The following is a 20,062-nucleotide window of genomic DNA, read 5'->3' on the forward strand; positions in this document are numbered from 1 at the left end:
CCCGGGCGGGCCCGCCGGGGCCCCCCCCGGGGCGGGGGGGGGCCCCGGGGGGCGCGGGGCCCGGGGGCGGGGCGGGCCCCCGACGGCCTCACCAGCGGTAGTGGGCGAAGGCGCGGTTGGACTCGGCCATCTTGTGGGTGTCCTCGCGACGCTTCACGGACGCACCGAGACCGTTGGAGGCATCGAGGATCTCGTTCATGAGGCGCTCGGTCATGCTGTTCTCGCGACGGGCGCGGGAGTAGCCGACCAGCCAGCGCAGAGCGAGGGTGGTGGAGCGGCCGGGCTTGACCTCGATCGGCACCTGGTAGGTGGCACCGCCGACGCGGCGGGAGCGCACCTCGAGGCTGGGACGGATGTTGTCTAGCGCAGCCTTCAGGGTGACCACCGGGTCCTGGCCGTTCTTCTCACGGCAGCCCTCGAGGGCGCCGTAGACGATGCTCTCGGCGACGGTCTTCTTGCCGTCCAGGAGGATCTTGTTGATGAGCTGGGTGACCAGCGGCGAGTCGTAGACGGGGTCCACGACGAGCTGGCGCTTGGGAGCTGCTCCCTTACGAGGCATTACTTCTTCTCCTTCTTCGCGCCGTAGCGGGAACGGGCCTGCTGGCGACCCTTGACACCCTGGGTGTCGAGGGAGCCGCGCACGATCTTGTAGCGCACGCCGGGCAGGTCCTTCACACGGCCGCCGCGGACGAGCACGATCGAGTGCTCCTGGAGGTTGTGGCCCACACCCGGGATGTATGCGGTGACCTCGATGCCGGTGGACAGACGCACACGCGCGATCTTCCGCAGGGCCGAGTTCGGCTTCTTCGGGGTGGTGGTGTAGACGCGCGTGCAGACACCGCGGCGCTGGGGCGAGCCCTTGAGCGCCGGCGTCTTCGAGGCGGAGGACTTGTCCTTCCGCCCCTTGCGCACCAGCTGCTGAATAGTTGGCACAGATTCTCTTCCTGTTCGGCCCCCGGAACTGTTGACTCCGGAGGATCGACATCTTCGACCGCTGCCTGCGTGGCGCCGCAACGGACGGCGACCCGGTTCGCCGCCCCCATGCCCGGGAAGCGGTGGCGGACCGACCCGCCCGACCGGTATGGGACCGGCCGGTCGTCGGAGGACCGTGATCGATGCCCGCGCTGCGTGGCCGGGCATGGCCGCCGCACCGATTTCGGGCACACCGCGAGGATCCGCTCCTCGCGGGGGACCCCCCTCGCTGCTCCCCGGAGGGGCGGCGGGTTCGTCCCAGCTCACGACCAGAGGGCACTCCGGACGCTCTGACAGTCTACGGAGGCCCGGCGGGCAGGGTCAAAGGGATGAGGACGCTCCGACGCACATCACACCGGGCGGGACCAGCAGGGCTGCTCCACGACGCACCTCGGCCGCAGCACCGGCGCGAGCCGGCCTGCGGCCGAGGAGGATGAAGCGGAGTGGATCAGCGAATGCCCAGCTTCTTGGTGCACGCGGGCCAGGCGCCCCAGCCCTGACCGGCCTGGACCTTCTTGGCGATCGCGATCTGCTGGTCGCGAGTGGCCTGGTTGGCGTACGGGGCGTACTGGCCACCGCCGTAGGCGCGCCAGGTGCCCGCGGAGAACTGCAGGCCGCCGTAGTACCCGTTGCCGGTGTTGATCGACCAGTTGCCGCCGGACTCGCACTGGGCCAGTCGGTCCCACACGGAGCCCGAGGGCGCCGTGGGCGCGGGAGCCGAGGAGCGCTCGGAGCTGCGAGAGGACTCGGAGGAGCGGGAAGGCTCCTTCGTCTCGCTCTTCTTCTCGCTCTTCTTCTCGGTCTTCTTCTCGGTCTTCTTTTTCGTGGCCGGCTGTGCCTTCTCCTCCTGCACGGGGGCGGGCTCCGGTTCCGGCTCCGGCTCCGGCTCCGGCTCGGGCTTCGGCTTGGTGCCCACCAGGGTCACCTGCGCCACGGGCTCGGTCACGACCTTCTCGGAGACGACCTGCGACTCGGTGACCTCACCGTCGACCAGCTTCTCGGAGACGACCTTCTCCCGCGAGCCCTCCTTGCCGGCGACCTTCACCTTGGTGGTGCCCTCGAGGAGGGAGGCGTCCTTCTCGGTCTTCTTCTCGAAGGGGATGGTCTCGGTCTCGGTGCGCTCGGTCTGGCGCACGCGCTGCACGGTGATGGTGGCACCGTCCTCGAGGTTCGAGTCGCGGTCCACGGACGCGGTGTCGGTGTCCTCGATGTCGCGGAGCACCGCGCGCATCGCCTCGTCGACGGTGAGGGCGGCGACCTCGAAGGTGTCCTGGCCGTACTGGCCCACGAAGGTGACGGTCTTGAGGGTGACCACCTCGACGTCGTTGCCGTCGGCGACCAGCTCCGTGCCGGGCTCCGGGGTGATGCGGGCGCCCTCGGTCTCGAGCTCGAGCTCTTCCAGGGCGTCGGAGACGGTGGTGCCGGTGGTGAGCAGCTCCCGGGGCTGGCCGTCCACGGTCACGGTCACGGGGGTGCGCTCGATGATCTGGATCTGGGTGCCATCGGTGACCTGCTCATTGAGTCCCGGGATCACCAGGTCGGTGTCCTTGACCTCGATGCCCTGGTCCGCGAGGACCTCGGCCACGGTGGGGCTGAAGGTGCGCACGTGGGACTCCTCCCCGTACGCATCCACCGTCACCACGTTCGACATCGCGTACGCGGTGCCACCGCCGCCGACGCCGATGACGCAGGCCGTCGCGGCCGCGATGATCCACGGGGTCTTCTTCACTGTTCCACCTGCTCCTCGCCGCCGCCAGGCGGTCCGTCGTTCCTTGGGTCCGTGGGCCCCGGAGGGGGCCGGGCGGGAATCGGCGCGATCGCGTGCTCGACTCGAAGGAGCCGAGGCGCCGCGGGGGAAGAACGCGCGGAGTGCCGCCGTCCCCCATGCTCCCGCGCGCGGCGGGGCCTCGTGAAGGGTCCCGGCCAGACCTTGGCCAGGGACCGGAGGGGTCTTTACCCGCTCGTGAACATGCACGCGCCCCAGGTCACGCTGAGGAACGCACGGCGTGGCGGCCCTCACGGGCACGGACCATCCAGCGGCCCTGTGACAGACCGCAAGCAGGGGCGGCCCCACCCGGAGGTGGGACCGCCCCTGCTGATCTGGCCGACCGCATCCGCTCCCCCGCTCTCACCGGCTGTGACCGGTGGAGGCGGAGGGGGATCTCAGCGGGTCAGCGGAAGTCCGTGCGGAACGGATCGGCGTAGTCGATGTCGTCCAGGTTCACCGAGCCGGTCTGGCCGAAGCCGGAGAAGTCCAGCTCGTCGTACCCGGGCACCTGGTACATCTGCGCCTTGGCCTCGTCCGTGGGCTCCACCGCGATGCGGCGGAACCGCGGCAGGCCGGTCCCGGCGGGGATCAGCTTGCCGATGATCACGTTCTCCTTGAGCCCCATGAGCTGATCGCTCTTGCGGTTCAGGGCGGCCTCGGTGAGCACGCGGGTGGTCTCCTGGAAGGAGGCCGCCGACAGCCACGAGTCCGTCGCCAGCGACGCCTTGGTGATGCCCATCAGCTCCGGGCGACCGGAGGCGGGCTGACCGCCCTCGGCGAGCACCCGACGGTTCTCGGTCTCGAAGGCCACGCGCTCGGCGAAGTCGCCGGGCAGCAGGTCGGTGTCACCGGACTCGATGATCGTCACGCGGCGCAGCATCTGCCGCACGATGACCTCGATGTGCTTGGCGTGGATGTCCACGCCCTGCGAGATGTACACCTTCTGGACCTCGTCCACCAGGTGCTGCTGCACGGCGCGGGGGCCTAGGATGCGCAGCACCTGCTTCGGGTCCACCGAGCCCACGGTGAGCTGGTGGCCCACCTCGACGTGGTCGCCGTCGGAGACCCGCAGGGTCACGCGCTTGGACACGTTGTAGGTGATCGGATCGGTGCCGTCGTCGGGGGTGACGGTGATACGACGCTGCTTGTCGTTCTCCTCCACCTCGACGCGGCCCGCGGACTCGGTGATCGGCGCGAAGCCGGCCGGGGTGCGGGCCTCGAACAGCTCCTGCACACGCGGCAGGCCGTGCGTGATGTCGCCGTCGGCGCTGGCCACACCACCGGTGTGGAAGGTACGCATGGTCAGCTGGGTGCCGGGCTCGCCGATCGACTGGGCGGCGACGATGCCCACGGCCTCACCGATGTCCACCAGGTGACCGGTGGCCAGGGAGCGGCCGTAGCAGGCGGCGCAGGTGCCGACGGCGGAGTCACAGGTGAGCACGGAGCGGATCTTGACCTCGCGCACTCCCCCGGCGACCAGCTTCTCGATGAGCACATCGCCCACCTCGTCGCCGGCCGCGGCCAGCTCCTGGCCGTCCTCACCGGTGACAGCGGAGGCGAGCACACGCCCGTACACGGTGGTCTCCACGTTCTCGTGGGCCACCAGCGCACCGGCCTCCTCCACCGCGATCGGAAGCACCAGGCCCTTGGCGGTGCCGCAGTCGGCCTCGCGGACGATGACGTCCTGGGAGACGTCCACCAGACGACGGGTCAGGTAGCCGGACTGGGCGGTCTTCAGCGCGGTGTCCGCCAGGCCCTTGCGGGAGCCGTGCGAGGCGATGAAGTACTCCAGGACCGACAGTCCCTCCTTGTAGTTGGAGAGGATCGGACGCGGGATGATCTCGCCCTTGGGGTTGTTCACCAGGCCGCGCATACCGGCGATCTGGCGGATCTGCATCCAGTTGCCTCGGGCGCCGGAGTGCACCATCCGGTAGATGGTGTTGGTCTCCTCGAAGTTCTCGCGCATCGCGTTGTCGACCTCATTGGTCGCCTCGGTCCAGATGTCGATCAGCTCCATGTTGCGCTCGGCCTCGGAGACCAGGCCCAGGTCACGGTTCTCCTGCACCTGCGCTGCCTTGGCCTCGTACTTCTGCACGATCTCGGCCTTGTTCGGCGGGACCACCACGTCAGAGAACGCGAAGGACACACCGGAACGGGTGGACCAGGAGAAGCCGTAGGCCTTCAGGGCGTCCAGGGACGCGGAGACCTGCACCTTCTCGTAGCGCTCAGCCAGGGCATTGACGATCGAGCCCAGGCGCTTCTTGCCCACCTGGCCCTCGACGTACGGGAAGCCCTCCGGCAGCGTCTCGTTGAAGAACACGGTGCCCAGGGTGGTGGTGAGGGTGATCGGGTCGCCCTCGCTCCAGCCCTCGGGGGCCTCCCACCCGGTGGGCGGCACGATGTCGGTGAAGCGGATGGTCACCGGCGCGTTCAGGTCCAGCTCGCCCGCATCGAAGGCCATGATGGCCTCCGCCTCGGAGGAGAAGGAGCGGCCTGCGCCGGGGACGTCCTCGCGCACCGTGGTCAGGTGGTACAGGCCGATCACCATGTCCTGTGCGGGCATGGTGACGGGGCGACCGTCGGAGGGCTTGAGGATGTTGTTGCTCGAGAGCATCAGGATGCGGGCCTCGGCCTGCGCCTCGGCGCTCAGCGGCAGGTGCACGGCCATCTGGTCGCCGTCGAAGTCGGCGTTGAAAGCGGCGCACACCAGCGGGTGCAGGTGGATGGCCTTGCCCTCCACCAGCTGCGGCTCGAAGGCCTGGATGCCCAGGCGGTGCAGGGTGGGTGCACGGTTCAGCAGCACCGGGTGCTCGGTGATGACCTCCTCGAGCACGTCCCACACCTCGGGGCGGGCACGCTCGACCATGCGCTTGGCGGCCTTCACGTTTTGGGCGTGGGACAGCTCCACCAGGCGCTTCATCACGAACGGCTTGAACAGCTCCAGCGCCATGCCCTTGGGCAGGCCGCACTGGTGCAGCTCCAGCTGCGGGCCGTTCACGATCACGGAACGACCGGAGTAGTCCACGCGCTTGCCCAGCAGGTTCTGGCGGAAGCGGCCCTGCTTGCCCTTGAGCATGTCCGAGAGGGACTTCAGGGGGCGGTTGCCCGGACCGGTGACCGGTCGACCGCGGCGGCCGTTGTCGAACAGCGAGTCCACCGACTCCTGCAGCATGCGCTTCTCGTTGTTCACGATGATCTCGGGGGCACCGAGATCCAGCAGCCGCTTGAGGCGGTTGTTGCGGTTGATCACGCGACGGTACAGATCATTGAGGTCCGAGGTCGCGAAGCGGCCGCCGTCCAGCTGCACCATGGGGCGCAGGTCCGGCGGGATCACCGGCACGCAGTCCAGCACCATGCCGTCGGGCGAGTTGGTGGTGGTGCGGAAGGCGGAGACCACCTTGAGGCGCTTGAGGGCGCGGGCCTTCTTCTGGCCCTTGCCGTTGGCGATGATCTCGCGCAGGGACGCGGCCTCGGAGTCGAGGTCGAAGTCCTGAAGGCGCTTCTGGATCGCCTCGGCGCCCATGCCGCCCTCGAAGTAGGTGCCGTAGCGCAGCTTCATGGCGCGGTACAGCTGCTCGTCGCCCTCGAGATCGGCCACCTTGAGAGACTTGAAGCGCTCCCACACGTTGGTGACGCGAGCGATCTCGGCGTCGTACTTCTTGCGGATCTGGGCCTGCTCGCGCTCGGCGGAGTCGCGAACCTTGCGCTTCGCGTCGGCCTTGGCGCCCTCCTCCTCGAGCTGGGCGAGATCCTTCTCGGCGGTGACTGCGCGGTCGTTGACCGCGCTGTCGCGCTCGTTCTCCAGCTCCTTGATCTCCAGGTCGTGACGGGCCTGGAGGTCGGGCAGGTCCTCGTGGCGGGCGTCCTCGTCCACGGCGGTGATCATGTACGCGGCGAAGTAGATGACCTTCTCGAGGTCCTTCGGCGCGAGGTCCAGCAGGTAGCCCAGACGGCTGGGCACGCCCTTGAAGTACCAGATGTGGGTGACGGGGGCGGCGAGCTCCACGTGGCCCATGCGCTCACGGCGCACGGAGGACTTGGTGACCTCCACGCCGCATCGCTCGCAGACGATGCCCTTGAAGCGCACGCGCTTGTACTTGCCGCAGTAGCACTCCCAGTCCCGGGTGGGGCCGAAGATGCGCTCGCAGAACAGGCCCTCCATCTCGGGCTTCAGGGTGCGGTAGTTGATGGTCTCGGGCTTCTTGACCTCGCCGTGCGACCAGGCGCGGATGTCATCGGCGGTCGCGAGGCCGATGCGCAGCTCGTCGAAGGTGTTGACGTCGAGCACAGGTGTCCTTCTCTCGAATCGTAAGTCAGGCGGTCTGAGTGATCAGGGTCGAGGGGCGGGCCGACGGCCACGCAGGGCGTGGACCGTCGGGCCCTGTCTCTCAGACCTCTTCGATGGAGCCGACGCCCTCGTGGGGCCGGCGGGACAGGTCGATGCCGAGCTCCTCGGCGGCGCGGAAGACCTCCTCGTCGCTCTCCCGCACCTCCTGGGCGGTGCCGTCGGAGGAGAGGACCTCGACGTTCAGGCACAGCGACTGCATCTCCTTGAGCAGCACCCGGAAGGACTCCGGGATGCCGGGCTCGGGGATGTTCTCGCCCTTGACGATCGCCTCGTAGACCTTCACGCGGCCGGAGATGTCGTCGGACTTGATGGTCAGCAGCTCCTGCAGGGCGTAGGCGGCGCCGTAGGCCTCCAGGGCCCACACCTCCATCTCGCCGAAGCGCTGGCCGCCGAACTGGGCCTTTCCGCCCAGGGGCTGCTGCGTGATCATCGAGTACGGGCCGGTGGAGCGGGCGTGCAGCTTGTCGTCCACCAGGTGGTGGAGCTTCAGGATGTACATGTAGCCCACGGAGATCGGCTCGGGGAACGGCTCACCGGAGCGGCCGTCGAACAGGCGCGCCTTGCCGTTCTCCTTGACCATCCGCTCGCCGTCCCGGTTGGGGCGGTGGTTGGCGATCAGGCCCTCGAGCTCATCGGCGGAGAGGCCGTCGAACACGGGCACGGCCACCGGGGTGCCGGGCTCACCGTGCAGGGCCGTCTCGGGCAGGTCATCCACCGCGGCGGAGCCCTTCTCGAGGTCCCAGCCGTTCTTGGCCACCCAACCCAGGTGGGTCTCCATCACCTGGCCGATGTTCATGCGCCCTGGCACGCCCATCGGGTTGAGGATGATGTCCACCGGGGTGCCGTCCTCGAGGAACGGCATGTCCTCGACCGGCAGGATCTTGGCGATGACGCCCTTGTTGCCGTGGCGGCCGGCGAGCTTGTCGCCGTCGGTGATCTTGCGCTTCTGGGCCACGTACACGCGGACCATCTCGTTGACACCGGTGGGGAGGATGTCGCCATCCTCGTCGTCGGTGAACACGCGCACACCGATAACGGTGCCGGACTCGCCGTGGGGCACGCGCAGGGAGGTGTCACGCACCTCACGGGCCTTCTCGCCGAAGATGGCGCGCAGCAGGCGCTCCTCCGGGGTCAGCTCGGTCTCACCCTTCGGGGTCACCTTGCCGACCAGGATGTCGCCCGGCTCCACCTCGGCGCCGATGCGGATGATGCCGCGCTCGTCGAGATCGGCCAGGACGTCGTCACCCACGTTGGGGATGTCCCGGGTGATCTCCTCCTTGCCCAGCTTGGTGTCGCGGGCGTCGACCTCGTGCTCCTCGATGTGGATCGAGGTGAGGACGTCGTCCTGGACCATCCGGGAGGACAGGATGATGCCGTCCTCGTAGTTGTGGCCCTCCCACGACATGAACGCCACCAGCAGGTTCTTGCCCAGCGACAGCTCGCCCTGATCGGTGGAGGGGCCGTCGGCGAGGATCGAGCCTGCCTCGACGCGGTCGCCCTCGTCGAACAGCACGCGCTGGTTGTAGCAGTTGCCGGCGTTGGAGCGCTGGAACTTGCCGATGGGGTAGGTCTGACGGGTGCCGTCATCGGCCATCACGGAGACCAGGTCCGCGCTGAGCTCCTCGATGACGCCGCCCTTCTCGGCCACCACCACGTCGCCCGCGTCCACCGCGGCACGACGCTCCATGCCGGTGCCGACCAGCGGCATCTCCGGGCGCAGCAGCGGCACGGCCTGGCGCTGCATGTTCGAGCCCATCAGCGCACGGTTGGCGTCGTCGTGCTCGAGGAAGGGGATCATCGCGGTCGCGACCGACACCATCTGGCGGGCCGAGACGTCCATGTAGTCGACGTCCGTGGCGTCCACCAGGTCCGGCTCGCCGCCGGCCAGGCGCACCAGCACCTGCTCCTCGGCGAAGCGGCCGTCGTCGGTGAGCTTGGCGTTGGCCTGGGCGATGACGTGGCGATCCTCGTCGTCGGCGGTCAGGTACACGATCTCGTCGGTGACCTGGCCGTCGGTGACCTTCCGGTACGGGGTCTCGACGAAGCCGAAGGGGTTGATGCGGGCGAAGGTCGCCAGCGAGCCGATCAGGCCGATGTTCGGCCCCTCAGGGGTCTCGATCGGGCACATGCGGCCGTAGTGCGAGGGGTGCACGTCGCGCACCTCCATGCCCGCACGGTCGCGGGACAGACCGCCCGGGCCCAGCGCCGAGAGACGACGCTTGTGGGTCAGGCCCGACAGCGGGTTGTTCTGGTCCATGAACTGCGAGAGCTGCGAAGTCCCGAAGAACTCCTTGATCGCCGCCGTCACCGGGCGGATGTTGATCAGGGTCAGCGGGGTGATCGCCTCGACGTCCTGCGTGGTCATGCGCTCGCGGACCACGCGCTCCATGCGGGACAGGCCCGTGCGCACCTGGTTCTGGATCAGTTCGCCGACCGCGCGGATGCGACGGTTGCCGAAGTGGTCGATGTCGTCGGTCTCCACGCGCACGGTGTGGCCGTCGGCGCTGGTGTACTCGGTGAGGCCCTCGTGCAGGGCGACGATGTACTTGATCGTGGCCACGACGTCCTGCAGGCGCAGGCTGGACTCGGACAGCGAGCCGTCCACGCCGAGCTTCTTGCCGATCTTGTACCGACCCACCTTGGCCAGGTCGTAGCGCTTGGGGTTGAAGTAGAGGTTGTTCAGCATGGCCTCGCCCGCATCGCGCGTGGGCGGCTCGCCCGGGCGCTGCTTGCGGTAGATGTCCATGAGGGCCTCGTCGGTCGAGGAGATGCGGTCCTTCTCCAGGGTGGAGCGCATGGACTCGAACTCGCCGAATTCCTCGAGGATGTCGCTGTGGGACATGCCGAGGGCCTGCAGCAGGGTGGTCACCGACTGCTTGCGCTTGCGGTCGATGCGCACGCCGACCTGGTCGCGCTTGTCGACCTCGAACTCCAGCCAGGCGCCGCGCGAGGGGATGATCTTCGCGGAGAAGATGCGCTTGTCGCTGGTCTTGTCGATCGTCTCCTCGAAGTACACCCCCGGGGAGCGCACCAGCTGCGAGACGACCACGCGCTCGGTGCCGTTGATGATGAAGGTGCCCTTGTCGGTCATGAGCGGGAACTCGCCCATGAAGACCGTCTGGGTCTTGATCTCGCCGGTCTCGTTGTTCATGAACTCGGCGATCACGTACAGCGGAGCGGCGTAGGTGAGGTCCTTCTCCTTGCACTCCTCGACGCTGTACTTCGGGTCGTCGAAGGTGTGGTCCCGGAAGGACAGCGACATGTTGCCGGCGAAGTCCTCGATCGGGGAGATCTCCTCGAGGATGTCGGCCAGACCGGAGGTCTGCGGGACGTCCTCGCGCCCAGCGGCGGCGGCCTCAGCGGCACGCTCCTGCCAGCGCTCGTTGCCCAGCAGCCAGTCGAACGACGTGGTCTGCAGGCTCAGGAGATCCGGAACGTCGATCGGATCGCCGAGCTTGGCGAAGGTGACGCGCGGCGAGGCGGTGCGACGGGAGATGTCGGTGGTGATATCGGTGCTCGAGGCAGCCAAGGGGGGTCCTTCCAGGCCGATGACGGAATCCCAGGCGCGGCGAACACCCCGTGAGGTGAAGAGACTTGCCGATGGCCGGCATGATGCCGAGATGACAGAGCCGTGATGACGGAACGGGGCGAGGCACAGCGCAAAATCCGAGCATACACAGACTCGCGGATGGACACAAGGGTCGCTGCGCGACGGGTCCATCCGCGTCGGCCGCCATATGCCTGGCGCGGAAAGGCGAGGCCTCCTGCCCGTCTTTCTCGACGTGGCTGCCGGTGCTCACGCGTTCCCGTGCGGTGACGGGAGGGGCTCCGTTCCGTGGGCGGCAGGAACAGCTTCGTACGTCACACAGGATGCTGACTATTCGCCCGCGAGTCAAGCAGCGGGCCGCGTGTCGGTGGTGAAGGCCAGAGCACATGGCGGCCAACCCCCGCGCCCGACCCGCACCGAGGGCCCCTCCGGACGGATCCGGAGGAGCCCTCGGCATCGCACTGTGCTGTGCGGATCAGCGCCTGCGCAGCCCCACCATCAGGGCACCGCCGCCCAGCAGGGTCAGCGCGGCAGCAGCCATGCCCCAGGCCTCGACTCCGGGGGCGTTCCTCACACTTCTCTCGGTCACGAAACGATCACGGACGCTACCACTGGGCGGGAACGGCGGAAGGGCCGCCCCGCGGCTGCGGGACGGCCCTTGCGTCTGTGATGCGCGTGCTCGCCGGGGCGAGCACCGGATCACTTGAGGGTGATGGTGGCGCCGGCGCCCTCGAGCTTCTCCTTGGCGGCCTCGGCGTCCTCCTTCTTGACGCCCTCGAGGACGGGCTTGGGGGCACCGTCGACGAGGTCCTTGGCCTCCTTCAGACCGAGGGAGGTCAGGGCGCGCACCTCCTTGATGACGGCGATCTTGGCCGAGCCGGCGGACTCGAGGATGACGTCGAACTCGTCCTTCTCCTCCTCGGCGGCGGCCTCGCCACCGGCGGCGGCGCCACCAGCGGCGGCGACGGCCACGGGGGCGGCGGCGGTGACGTCGAAGACCTCCTCGAACTGCTTCACGAACTCGGAGAGCTCGATGAGGGACATCTCCTTGAAAGCTTCGATGAGCTCGTCGGTGCTGAGCTTCGCCATGATGGCGTTCCTTCCTGTCGGTGGGACCTGGTCCCTGGGTTCCGGTGCATCCGCGTGGGGCGGGTGCGTGGTACTTCAGCGGCGCTGGTGCGCCAGGTCATGCGGCCGGTTCGCCCCATGGGGCGGCCGACGGTCCAGCGCGATCGCGCTGGGCGGGTGCGGGAGCTGAGCCTGGGCTCAGGCCTCCTGCTTGACCCGCAGCGCGTCCACGGTGCGCACTGCCTTGGACAGCGGCGCATTGAACACGGCGGCGGCCTTGGACATCGACGCCTTCATGGCACCGGCGGCCTTGGCCAGCAGGACCTCGCGGGACTCGAGGTCCGCGAGCTGCTGCACATCGGCCACCGAGAGCAGGTTGCCCTCGAAGTAGCCGGACTTGATGACGAGCTGTTCGTGCTCCTTGGCGAAGTCACGCAGAGCCTTGGCGGGCTCCACCGGCTCACCCTTGATGAAGGCGATGGCGGTGGGGCCGCTGAGCTGACCCTCGAAGACGTCGATGCCGGCCTCGCGGGCGGCGATCTCGGTCAGCGTGTTCTTCACCACGGCGTACGTCGTCTCGGAGCCCAGAGCGCGACGCAGCTGCTTGAGCTGGTCCACGCTGAGCCCGCGGTACTCGGTGACGACGGCGGCGTCGGAGCTGCGGAACAGCTCCGTGATCTCCGCGACGGCGTCGACCTTCTCGGGGTTCGCCATGGCCCTCCTTCCAGAGGTCTCGCGCCGCCGGGTGAAGGTCTCCGCGCACGGGAAAGGCCTCGACACGCAGGTGTCGAGGCCCCGGGGCCGCACAGCACGTGCTCGGTGCCCCCATGGGAGCACCGGGCACGATCGAGCGACGGTCGTCCTGATTCACCTGCGCAGGCCATCCCGTGCGGGATTTCTTCGGTCCCCCTCAGGTGAGGGCGACGACCGGCGGTCTTCGGTACCGGCAACTGTACCCGCTCCCGAGGCTGTCCCGCCACGGGGCGACGGGCGGAGTGGGTCACACGACCGGCTGAAGCCGGTGATCTGCCCCACAGTCAATGTTGTCAGTTCGACGCTAAGGGACCCACGTCCCGGTGGGCATTGCCGGAGGGGCGAGTGTCGGGGGCATCCTCGCCCCGGAACCTCGCCCACCTCATCTGGTCGTTCTTCCGCCAGCATTCATCAGACCATCGAAACTGCAGGCGAGGACGGGACCAAGGGCTCTGCTCGCCTCAGCGCACCCTTCCGCCACGACGAGCCGGGCGCCCCCTTCCCCGCCGCGGCCCCACGGCAGCAGGAGCTCCCCGCGCCCCTTCAAAAAGCATTCTGCCCTGCGCTTTCACCCAGTGCGGCGCCGTTGACGAAGTGAGGGTGGCAATCGACCGGGCATCCCTCTAGCGTGATCGGTGACGGACCACCACGGGCCGTCGGCTCCCCCGCTCGCGGGGCCGAGCAGCCGAGACCAGAGGCAAGGACAGAACCGAGATCATGACCGGCAAAGCCGACAGCGCGACCACCTCTACCCGCAGCTCCACCGCGGCTGCCATCGACACCCTCGCCGAGCGCGCCTCCGAGGCCCTGGCCGCCTTCGACTCCTTCGAGCAGAAGGAGATCACCGCGATCGTCCATGCGATGGCCCTGGCGGGCGTGGATCAGCACATGCCGCTGGCCAAGCTGGCCGTCGAGGAGACCGGCCGCGGCCTCTTCGAGGACAAGTGCGTCAAGAACATCTTCGCCACCGAGTACATCTGGAACTCGATCAAGTACGACCGCACGGTGGGGATCATCGCCGAGGACAAGCAGAAGGGGATCATCGAGATCGCCGAGCCGGTCGGCGTGGTCGCGGGCGTCACCCCCGTCACCAACCCCACCTCCACCGTCATGTTCAAGTGCCTGATCTCGATCATGACCCGGAACCCGATCGTGTTCGCCTTCCACCCCAGCGCGCAGAAGTGCTCGGCCGCAGCCGCCCAGGTGATGCTGGACGCGGCCGTCGAGGCCGGCGCGCCCGCCCACTGCATCCAGTGGATCGAGCAGCCCTCGCTGGAGGCCACCGATGCCCTGCTGAACCACCCGACGGTGGCACTCACCCTGGCCACCGGCGGTTCCGGCATGGTCAAGGCCGCCTACTCCACCGGCAAGCCGGCGCTCGGCGTGGGCCCCGGCAACGTCCCGGTGTACATCGAGCGGACCGCGAAGGTGTCCCGGGCCGTCAACGACCTGCTGATCTCCAAGACCTTCGACAACGGCATGATCTGCGCCTCCGAGCAGGCCATCATCGTCGACGAGGAGATCGCGGAGCAGGTGCTCGAGGAGTTCCAGGCCTTCGGCGCCCACGTGGTCACCGAGGCCGAGCGCAAGAAGCTCGAGGCCTTCATGGTCACCGAGAAGGGCGGGATCGCCGCCTCCGTGGTCGGTCAGAGCGCCGAGGACATCGCCCGAGGCGCGGGCATCGAGGTGCCCGCCGGCACCAAGCTGCTGATCGCGCCCATCGAGGGCGTCGGCGAGGAGCACCCCCTCTCCCGCGAGAAGCTCTGCCCGGTGCTGGCGATGCTCACGGTGCCCGGCAAGAAGGAGGGCTTCGACCTGGCCCAGCAGATGCTGGAGTTCGGTGGCCTGGGGCACACCGCGGTCATCCACACCTCCGACGCCGCCATCGAGCGCGAGTACGGACTGCGGATGAAGGCCTGCCGCATCATCGTCAACGCCCCCAGTGCCCTGGGCGGGATCGGTGACGTCTACAACGGTCTGCTGCCCTCACTCACCCTGGGCTGCGGCTCCTACGGCCACAACTCTGTCTCCCGCAATGTCAGCGCGGTGGACCTCATCAACGTCAAGCGGATCGCGGAACGGCGGAACAACATGCAGTGGTTCAAGGTGCCCCCGAAGACCTACTTCGAGCGGTACTCCGTGCAGTACCTCCAGAAGATGCCGGAGATCAAGCGGGTCTTCATCGTCACCGACCCGGGCATGGTCCAGTTCGGCTATGTGGACGTGCTGATCGACCACCTCAAGCAGCGCCGCGAGGAGGTCGCCTGGACGATCTTCTCGGACGTGGAGCCCAACCCCACCTCCACCACCGTGTTCAAGGGCGCCCAGTGGATGCGGGACTTCGAGCCGGACTGCATCATCGCCCTCGGCGGTGGCTCCGCGATGGACGCGGCCAAGGGCATGTGGCTGTTCTACGAGCACCCCGAGGCCAGCTACTTCGGCATGAAGCAGAAGTTCATGGACATCCGCAAGCGCACCTACCGCTTCCCGAAGCTGGGCCAGAAGGCGGAGTTCGTGGCCATCCCCACCACCTCCGGCACCGGCTCGGAGTGCACCCCGTTCGCGGTGATCACCGATGCGGAGACGCACGTGAAGTACCCGCTGGCGGACTACGCGCTCACCCCGACCGTGGCGATCGTGGACGCCCAGTTCGTGGACACCGTGCCGAGGCGCACCGCAGCCGACTCCGGCCTGGACGCGCTCACCCACGCGATCGAGTCGTACGTGTCGACCATGGCCAGCGACTACACTCGCGGCCTCTCGATCCGGGCGGCACAGCTGATCTTCGAGAACATGCGGGCCGCCGTGCTGGAGAACGACATGGAGGCCAAGGAGAAGATGCACAACGCCTCGGCGATGGCCGGCATGGCCTTCGCCAACGCGTTCCTGGGCATCGTGCACTCCCTGTCGCACAAGTGCGGGGCGGAGTTCGAGATCGCCCACGGCCGCACCAACGCGATCTTCCTGCCTCACGTGATCCGGTACAACGCCACCAAGCCGTTCAAGCACGCGATCTTCCCGAAGTACGAGAACTACCGGGCCGACAAGGACCTCGCGGACTTCGCACGCTTCATGGGCTTCCCGGCCGCCACCACGGAGGAGGGCGTGCAGTCGCTGATCGACGAGGTGACCCGCCTGGCCGAGGATCTCGGCGTCGAGCTGAGCCTGAAGGCCAACGGCGCCACCCAGGAGCACCTGGACCGGGTGATCGACGAGCTCGCCTACCGGGCCTTCGAGGACCAGTGCACCCCGGCCAACCCCAAGGAGCCCCTGGTGATCGAGCTCAAGGAACTGATCCAGGACGCCTTCGAGGGCGAGGTCGGGTACACCAAGCGCACCGGCGGCGTGGTGAAGGAGCCCTCCACCACCGCCTCGGCCGTGGCGATCGGCGAGAAGGCCCCGGCGGCCGATGCGACCGACAACGACGCGGACGACACCGCGGAGTTCGTCGACTCCGTGGATCCCGAGCAGGAGCGGGAGCAGGGCAAGGCCTGAGTCGCTGAGCGGCTGAGCAGCTGAGAGGAGGGCCCCGCACCGGTGATCGGGGGGGGGCCCTTCGCTGAGTGCGGTCAGCCGCGCACAGCGGCTTGACCTCTCGTCCGTGATCTAGATGTACTGATCGGGGACGTTGATCAATCGTGACAAGGGCGGCTGGTTGCCGCAGGCCGTGTGGGGACGATGATGGTTGTAGTAGTGCAGCCAACCGTCGAGTTCGCGGCGGCGTTCGGCCTCGGAGTTGTAGCAGCGGGCGTATGCCCAGCCGTCGGCCAGGGTGCGGTGGAAGCGCTCGATCTTGCCGTTGGTCTGCGGCCGATACGGTCGGGTGCGCTTGTGCTTGATGCCCAGTTCGGCGCAGGTGTCTCGCCATAGATGTGACCGGTAGGCGCCACCGTTGTCGGAGAGCACCCGCTCAACGGCCACCCCGCGGGCGTTGAACCACTCGACCGCCCGGATGAGCACGCCAGTGGCGGTCAGCGCGGTTTCGTCGTCGCGGATTTCGGCGTAGGCAACGCGAGAGTGGTCGTCGATGACGGTGTGCACGTAGGCCTTGCCCATTAGCGGGTCGTAGTGCTTGCTCCGTGGCCTGTCCGGTGTGGCAGCTCGGTTCTTCTCGCCTTGTTGACGGCCGACGTAGCGCCAGCCTCCGCCGTCGGGAATGTTGCCGAGCTTCTTCACGTCGACGTGGAGCATCGCACCGGGGTGGTCATGCTCGTAGCGGCGGACGGGCTCACCGGTGGCGCGGTCGACGTGTGAAAGGCGGTTGAGGTGAACGGTGGTGAGGATGCGATGGACCGTCGAGGGGGCGATGCCGAGACGGCAGGACAATTGCACGGGGCCTTCGCGCAGACGCAGCCGCAGTTGAATGCAGCGCCGTGTGGTCCTCAGACTCGTCTTGTTCGGTGAGCGGCGAGGCCGCGATGACCGGTCTTGCATGGACTCGCCAGTCCGGTAGCGGTCTGCCCAACGCTTGACGGTGGGCCAGGACACCTGAAACCGCGCTGCGACCTCGCTGATCGGCCAGCCGTCTTCGACAACGAGCCGCGCGACTTTGAGGCGGTGTCGAGGGGTCAGTGCCGCGTTGGCGTGAGTCATCGATCGACGGTGGTGGGGTTGCCGACACAGAAGGAGTTTCCTTCGGGGTCGTGCATGACGGTCCAGGTCAACCCCGGGACGGTGCGCGTCTCCTGCTCGGTGGCGCCGAGCTGGCGTAGGCGGTTCACCAGTTCTTCGCGGTCGGCCCCGCCGCCGTCGAGGTGGATGCGGTTCTTGCCAGGGGTGGGGTGGCTCACGCGTTGGAAGCCGAGGGTGGGTTCCGTGTCGACCATGACGAAGTCGCCGTAGTCCGCCAGGACGGGGCTACCGGTCGCGGCTGACCAGAATTCGGCAAGTGCGTTCGGGTCGTGGCAGTCGATGGTGACCATTCGGATGGCGAAGGTTGGGCTGTTCATCGGTTCTCCTGAAGGTTCGTTGGGACAACGGTGTCGGGGTTGCTGTCGAAGTGGGTTGCGAGGGTGTTCAAGGTTCGGACGTGCTCGGTAAACACCTCGGGTGTGATGGTGAGCGCGTTGGGGCCGATGGTCGTTTCGAAAATAGCAGTGGCGGGGGTTGGGGCTCGTGCGGATGCGCAGTGCCAGACCGGGTCGCCCTTGTCGCATCAGTTCCTCGTGCGCGCGGGCAGCCGCGGCCGCAACGCCCAGCGACGCTTTTGCAGCCTTCAATGCCAGAACCGGGCGAAATCGGCCGCGTACCGAGCCCGCAACGTCGACACGTAGCCAGCGGCAGGCTCTTCGATCAACGTCTCCGGTCGGTACATCTAGATGATGCGGGTCGGGACATTGCCGTCTCCTGGGCGGAGTGCCACCGGGATGGCTCACGCAGACGACGCACCGGGCCGCCATCGACGCAGGGCTCGGTGCTGCGCGAGGGCCGCGATTGCGGCCATGACCAGTGCCGCCAGCACCGGTAGCACCGAGGTGGCCAGGAAGTATCCCGGCGGGAGGAATCCGTTGAACGGTGGAAGTGTGTAGGGGAACGTCGTGGCGAAGGCGGTGACACCGCCGGTGACGATGGCGGCCAGCAACGGGATCAGGACTCGACCGACTGCGACCCCGAGGGAGAGCCCCGGCCCGGGTGCCCACATGCTCAGCACCCCGAGCCGATCCGATGCTCCATCGGAGTCCCCGAGCACGACACCGGAGATCGCCAGCGCCAGCAGCACTGTTGCCACTACTGCGATCAACGGGTGCCAGCGGTAGAAGCTGTCGTAGCCGGTCCAGTAGCCCAGCAGCCACTCTTCGCCGATGTTCGACAGCTCGGGGCGGGGCAGCACCTGCTGGGACAGTTCGATCGCGATCTCCTCGCGGGGAAGATCCTCGCCGTCCAGTGAGACGGCATAGATTGCGGGCGCTTCCTCATCGGGGGAGATATCCCAGGCGCTGCCCACAGCGATCTGCACCTCGTCGATGCCACCGAGCATCCAGCGTCCTCTGTCGTCATCCACCCGATCCGACGTCTCCAGCGGACCATCGGTGCACGGCAGGCCGAGCGCTCTCAGCGCATCGCAGGATCCGGTGACCGTTGCGCGGACCGGGTCGCTCGGGGAGTTCCCGTATTGGGTCATCACGGCGATGACATCACCGTTGCCCGAGAGCGCATCATCCACGAGCTGCGGCGCCTCATCACCGCTGCGGGAGGTGTCCAGTACCAGCAGGGAGTCCCCGAAGCGGTCTCGCAGGGCGGCGGCCTCCCTGAATGCCGAGGTGGTCATGGTGCCGAGCGTCATGAGGTGGGCCACGAGGATGATGACCAGGGCCATGCCGGCACTGAGGCGTCGCACCGCTCCCGGATCGGCCATCATGAGGCGTCCTGCGACCAGGGCGCTCACGCTGCCGTATCGCTGTCCCCACGCGGCGAGGGCACGTGCTGCGAGCGAGGTGATGATGCCGATGAACCCGGGAAGGCAGATGGCAACCGCTGCTATGCCGCCGTAGGTGACGAACAGCCGCAGGGCGCTGAGCTCCCATCGACCAGTGTTCAGCCACGCGATGATCATCGCCACGGCAGCAAGCGGAAGCGGAAGCATCTGCCTGAGCTTGTCCGGACGCTGGGAGGACCGAGGGCGGGTGCCACGGTGCCGTCGGAGCTGGTTCAGCCCGAGCAGCATTGCAGCGGCAATGCTCGCGCCGAGGAGGACAGCGCCGATCACCCACAGCAGATGGGCCCGCAGATCCGCCGATTGGATCGTGTAGCGGCCGATCGGGATGTAGAGATCAAAGACCATCAGAGCAGTGATGACTGCCCCCGCGCTCGTGATGCCTACCGTGAAGGGAACCGCGAAGACACCGAGGAGGAAGGCGAGATCCTCCCTGCGCCCCGCGCCGAGGATGTGCAGCATCTGCCGCCGCTGGTCGCGTCGCGCGGATGCGGTGCGTGATGCGATGGCCATGAACAACATGGCGGGGGCGATGACGCCGAGCGTAAAACCGATGGTGATGTTCCAGATGCCCCGTTGGCGCGCGGGGCCGCCGGTCAGCCCTTCGCTGGTCAGCTCAACGGGGGAAGGCATTCCGAACGATGAAACGGAGTAACCGAAGGTCTGCTGCTCGGTTGCAGCGCTGGGTCGGACATATGCGATGCGCTCTTGGGGTGAGACGAGACCGTCTCCCTGTACCTGCTGCTGGGACAAGACTCCATAGCGCTCGGCGATGATTGCACCATCAGGATGAGCGGCAAGTGCTGGTGACAGCACGACGGTCCCGGGCTCCGGCCAGGCCTCCAGCCCGGGAGGGAGGGGAGTGGATTCCTCGGGGACGACGATGATGACGTCGACCCATCGGTCCTCGACCGCGTCAGCGACGATGCGCCACCGTGCTCCGTCTGCCGTGGCGTCCTCACCGGAGAACCAGCCATCTGCGATACGGCTGTGGTCGGTCTCGAGCCGCTCCTGAAACGTCGCGCAGATGATCCCGAGGAACCCTGTGGACAGCACCATCGCAGCCGTGGCCAGCGCGATCATCGCCGAGGCGATACGCCGCTCGAAGTGTGTGGCGTCCCCCCGCCACCCAAGGCGAAACATCGTGGCCGCCTGAGGGGTGCTTCGGCCGAT

12 protein-coding genes are annotated in these 20,062 nt (G+C 67.9%); 2 read left to right on the forward strand and 10 right to left on the reverse strand.

Going from position 1 to position 20,062, the window contains the following annotated elements:
- Positions 1 to 88: 88 nt before the first annotated feature.
- The 7 genes from rpsG to rplJ form a co-directional block, all read right to left on the reverse strand.
- Complete coding sequence (gene rpsG / locus M3B01_RS11530) at positions 89 to 559, reverse strand: 30S ribosomal protein S7 (protein ID WP_193864425.1); 471 nt, start codon at positions 557 to 559, stop codon at positions 89 to 91.
- Positions 559 to 933, reverse strand: a complete 375-nt coding sequence (rpsL, locus tag M3B01_RS11535) for a 30S ribosomal protein S12 (RefSeq protein WP_193864424.1) — start codon at positions 931 to 933, stop codon at positions 559 to 561. Before rpsL ends, rpsG begins: the two co-directional genes overlap by 1 nt.
- Before the next feature lie 487 nt (positions 934 to 1,420).
- Positions 1,421 to 2,701, reverse strand: a complete 1,281-nt coding sequence (locus M3B01_RS14655) for a transglycosylase family protein (protein WP_311203227.1) — start codon at positions 2,699 to 2,701, stop codon at positions 1,421 to 1,423.
- Between the two features lie 442 nt (positions 2,702 to 3,143).
- Positions 3,144 to 7,028 carry a DNA-directed RNA polymerase subunit beta' gene (locus M3B01_RS11550; RefSeq protein WP_193864422.1) on the reverse strand — a complete coding sequence of 1,295 codons (3,885 nt, stop codon included), beginning with the start codon at positions 7,026 to 7,028 and terminating at the stop codon, positions 3,144 to 3,146.
- Between the two features lie 100 nt (positions 7,029 to 7,128).
- On the reverse strand, positions 7,129 to 10,617 hold the full coding sequence (gene rpoB, locus M3B01_RS11555; RefSeq protein ID WP_259792238.1) for a DNA-directed RNA polymerase subunit beta: 3,489 nt from the start codon (positions 10,615 to 10,617) through the stop codon (positions 7,129 to 7,131).
- A gap of 717 nt (positions 10,618 to 11,334) precedes the next feature.
- Positions 11,335 to 11,724, reverse strand: coding sequence for a 50S ribosomal protein L7/L12 (gene rplL / locus M3B01_RS11560; protein ID WP_193864420.1), 390 nt, complete (start codon positions 11,722 to 11,724; stop codon positions 11,335 to 11,337).
- Between the two features lie 177 nt (positions 11,725 to 11,901).
- Positions 11,902 to 12,417 carry a 50S ribosomal protein L10 gene (gene rplJ / locus M3B01_RS11565; RefSeq protein ID WP_193864419.1) on the reverse strand — a complete coding sequence of 172 codons (516 nt, stop codon included), beginning with the start codon at positions 12,415 to 12,417 and terminating at the stop codon, positions 11,902 to 11,904.
- Between the two features lie 756 nt (positions 12,418 to 13,173).
- On the opposite strand from rplJ, the gene adhE reads away from it, so the two are divergent.
- Positions 13,174 to 15,951, forward strand: a complete 2,778-nt coding sequence (gene adhE / locus M3B01_RS11570; protein WP_259792242.1) for a bifunctional acetaldehyde-CoA/alcohol dehydrogenase — start codon at positions 13,174 to 13,176, stop codon at positions 15,949 to 15,951.
- A gap of 111 nt (positions 15,952 to 16,062) precedes the next feature.
- Here adhE and M3B01_RS11575 read toward each other — a convergent pair whose 3' ends face one another.
- A complete protein-coding gene (locus tag M3B01_RS11575; protein ID WP_259792243.1) occupies positions 16,063 to 17,049 on the reverse strand; it encodes an IS481 family transposase in 987 nt (328 codons plus the stop codon).
- Complete coding sequence (locus tag M3B01_RS11580; protein WP_259792245.1) at positions 17,046 to 17,405, reverse strand: VOC family protein; 360 nt, start codon at positions 17,403 to 17,405, stop codon at positions 17,046 to 17,048. The genes M3B01_RS11575 and M3B01_RS11580 overlap by 4 nt, the downstream gene beginning before the upstream one ends.
- Positions 17,406 to 17,531: 126 nt before the next feature.
- On the opposite strand from M3B01_RS11580, the gene M3B01_RS14740 reads away from it, so the two are divergent.
- Entirely contained in the window at positions 17,532 to 17,729 is a 198-nt protein-coding gene (locus M3B01_RS14740; RefSeq protein ID WP_396123360.1) for a CGNR zinc finger domain-containing protein, read from the forward strand.
- A gap of 98 nt (positions 17,730 to 17,827) precedes the next feature.
- Here the strand turns inward: M3B01_RS14740 and M3B01_RS11585 are convergent.
- Positions 17,828 to 20,062, reverse strand: a 2,235-nt coding sequence (locus M3B01_RS11585; protein WP_259792246.1) for a hypothetical protein, incomplete at its 5' end; no start/stop codon positions are given.

The sequence above is a fragment of the Brachybacterium sp. p3-SID957 genome (assembly GCF_025144775.1).
GTDB classification, from domain to species: domain Bacteria; phylum Actinomycetota; class Actinomycetes; order Actinomycetales; family Dermabacteraceae; genus Brachybacterium; species Brachybacterium epidermidis.

Coding starts and splice junctions, on each gene's coding strand:
- rpsG (WP_193864425.1), bottom strand. CDS start 559: ATGCCTCGTAAGGGAGCAGCTCCCAAGCGCCAGCTCGTCGTGGACCCC.
- rplL (WP_193864420.1), bottom strand. CDS start 11,724: ATGGCGAAGCTCAGCACCGACGAGCTCATCGAAGCTTTCAAGGAGATG.
- rplJ (WP_193864419.1), bottom strand. CDS start 12,417: ATGGCGAACCCCGAGAAGGTCGACGCCGTCGCGGAGATCACGGAGCTG.
- adhE (WP_259792242.1), top strand. CDS start 13,174: ATGACCGGCAAAGCCGACAGCGCGACCACCTCTACCCGCAGCTCCACC.
- M3B01_RS11575 (WP_259792243.1), bottom strand. CDS start 17,049: ATGACTCACGCCAACGCGGCACTGACCCCTCGACACCGCCTCAAAGTC.
- M3B01_RS11580 (WP_259792245.1), bottom strand. CDS start 17,405: ATGAACAGCCCAACCTTCGCCATCCGAATGGTCACCATCGACTGCCAC.
- M3B01_RS14740 (WP_396123360.1), top strand. CDS start 17,532: ATGGTCGTTTCGAAAATAGCAGTGGCGGGGGTTGGGGCTCGTGCGGAT.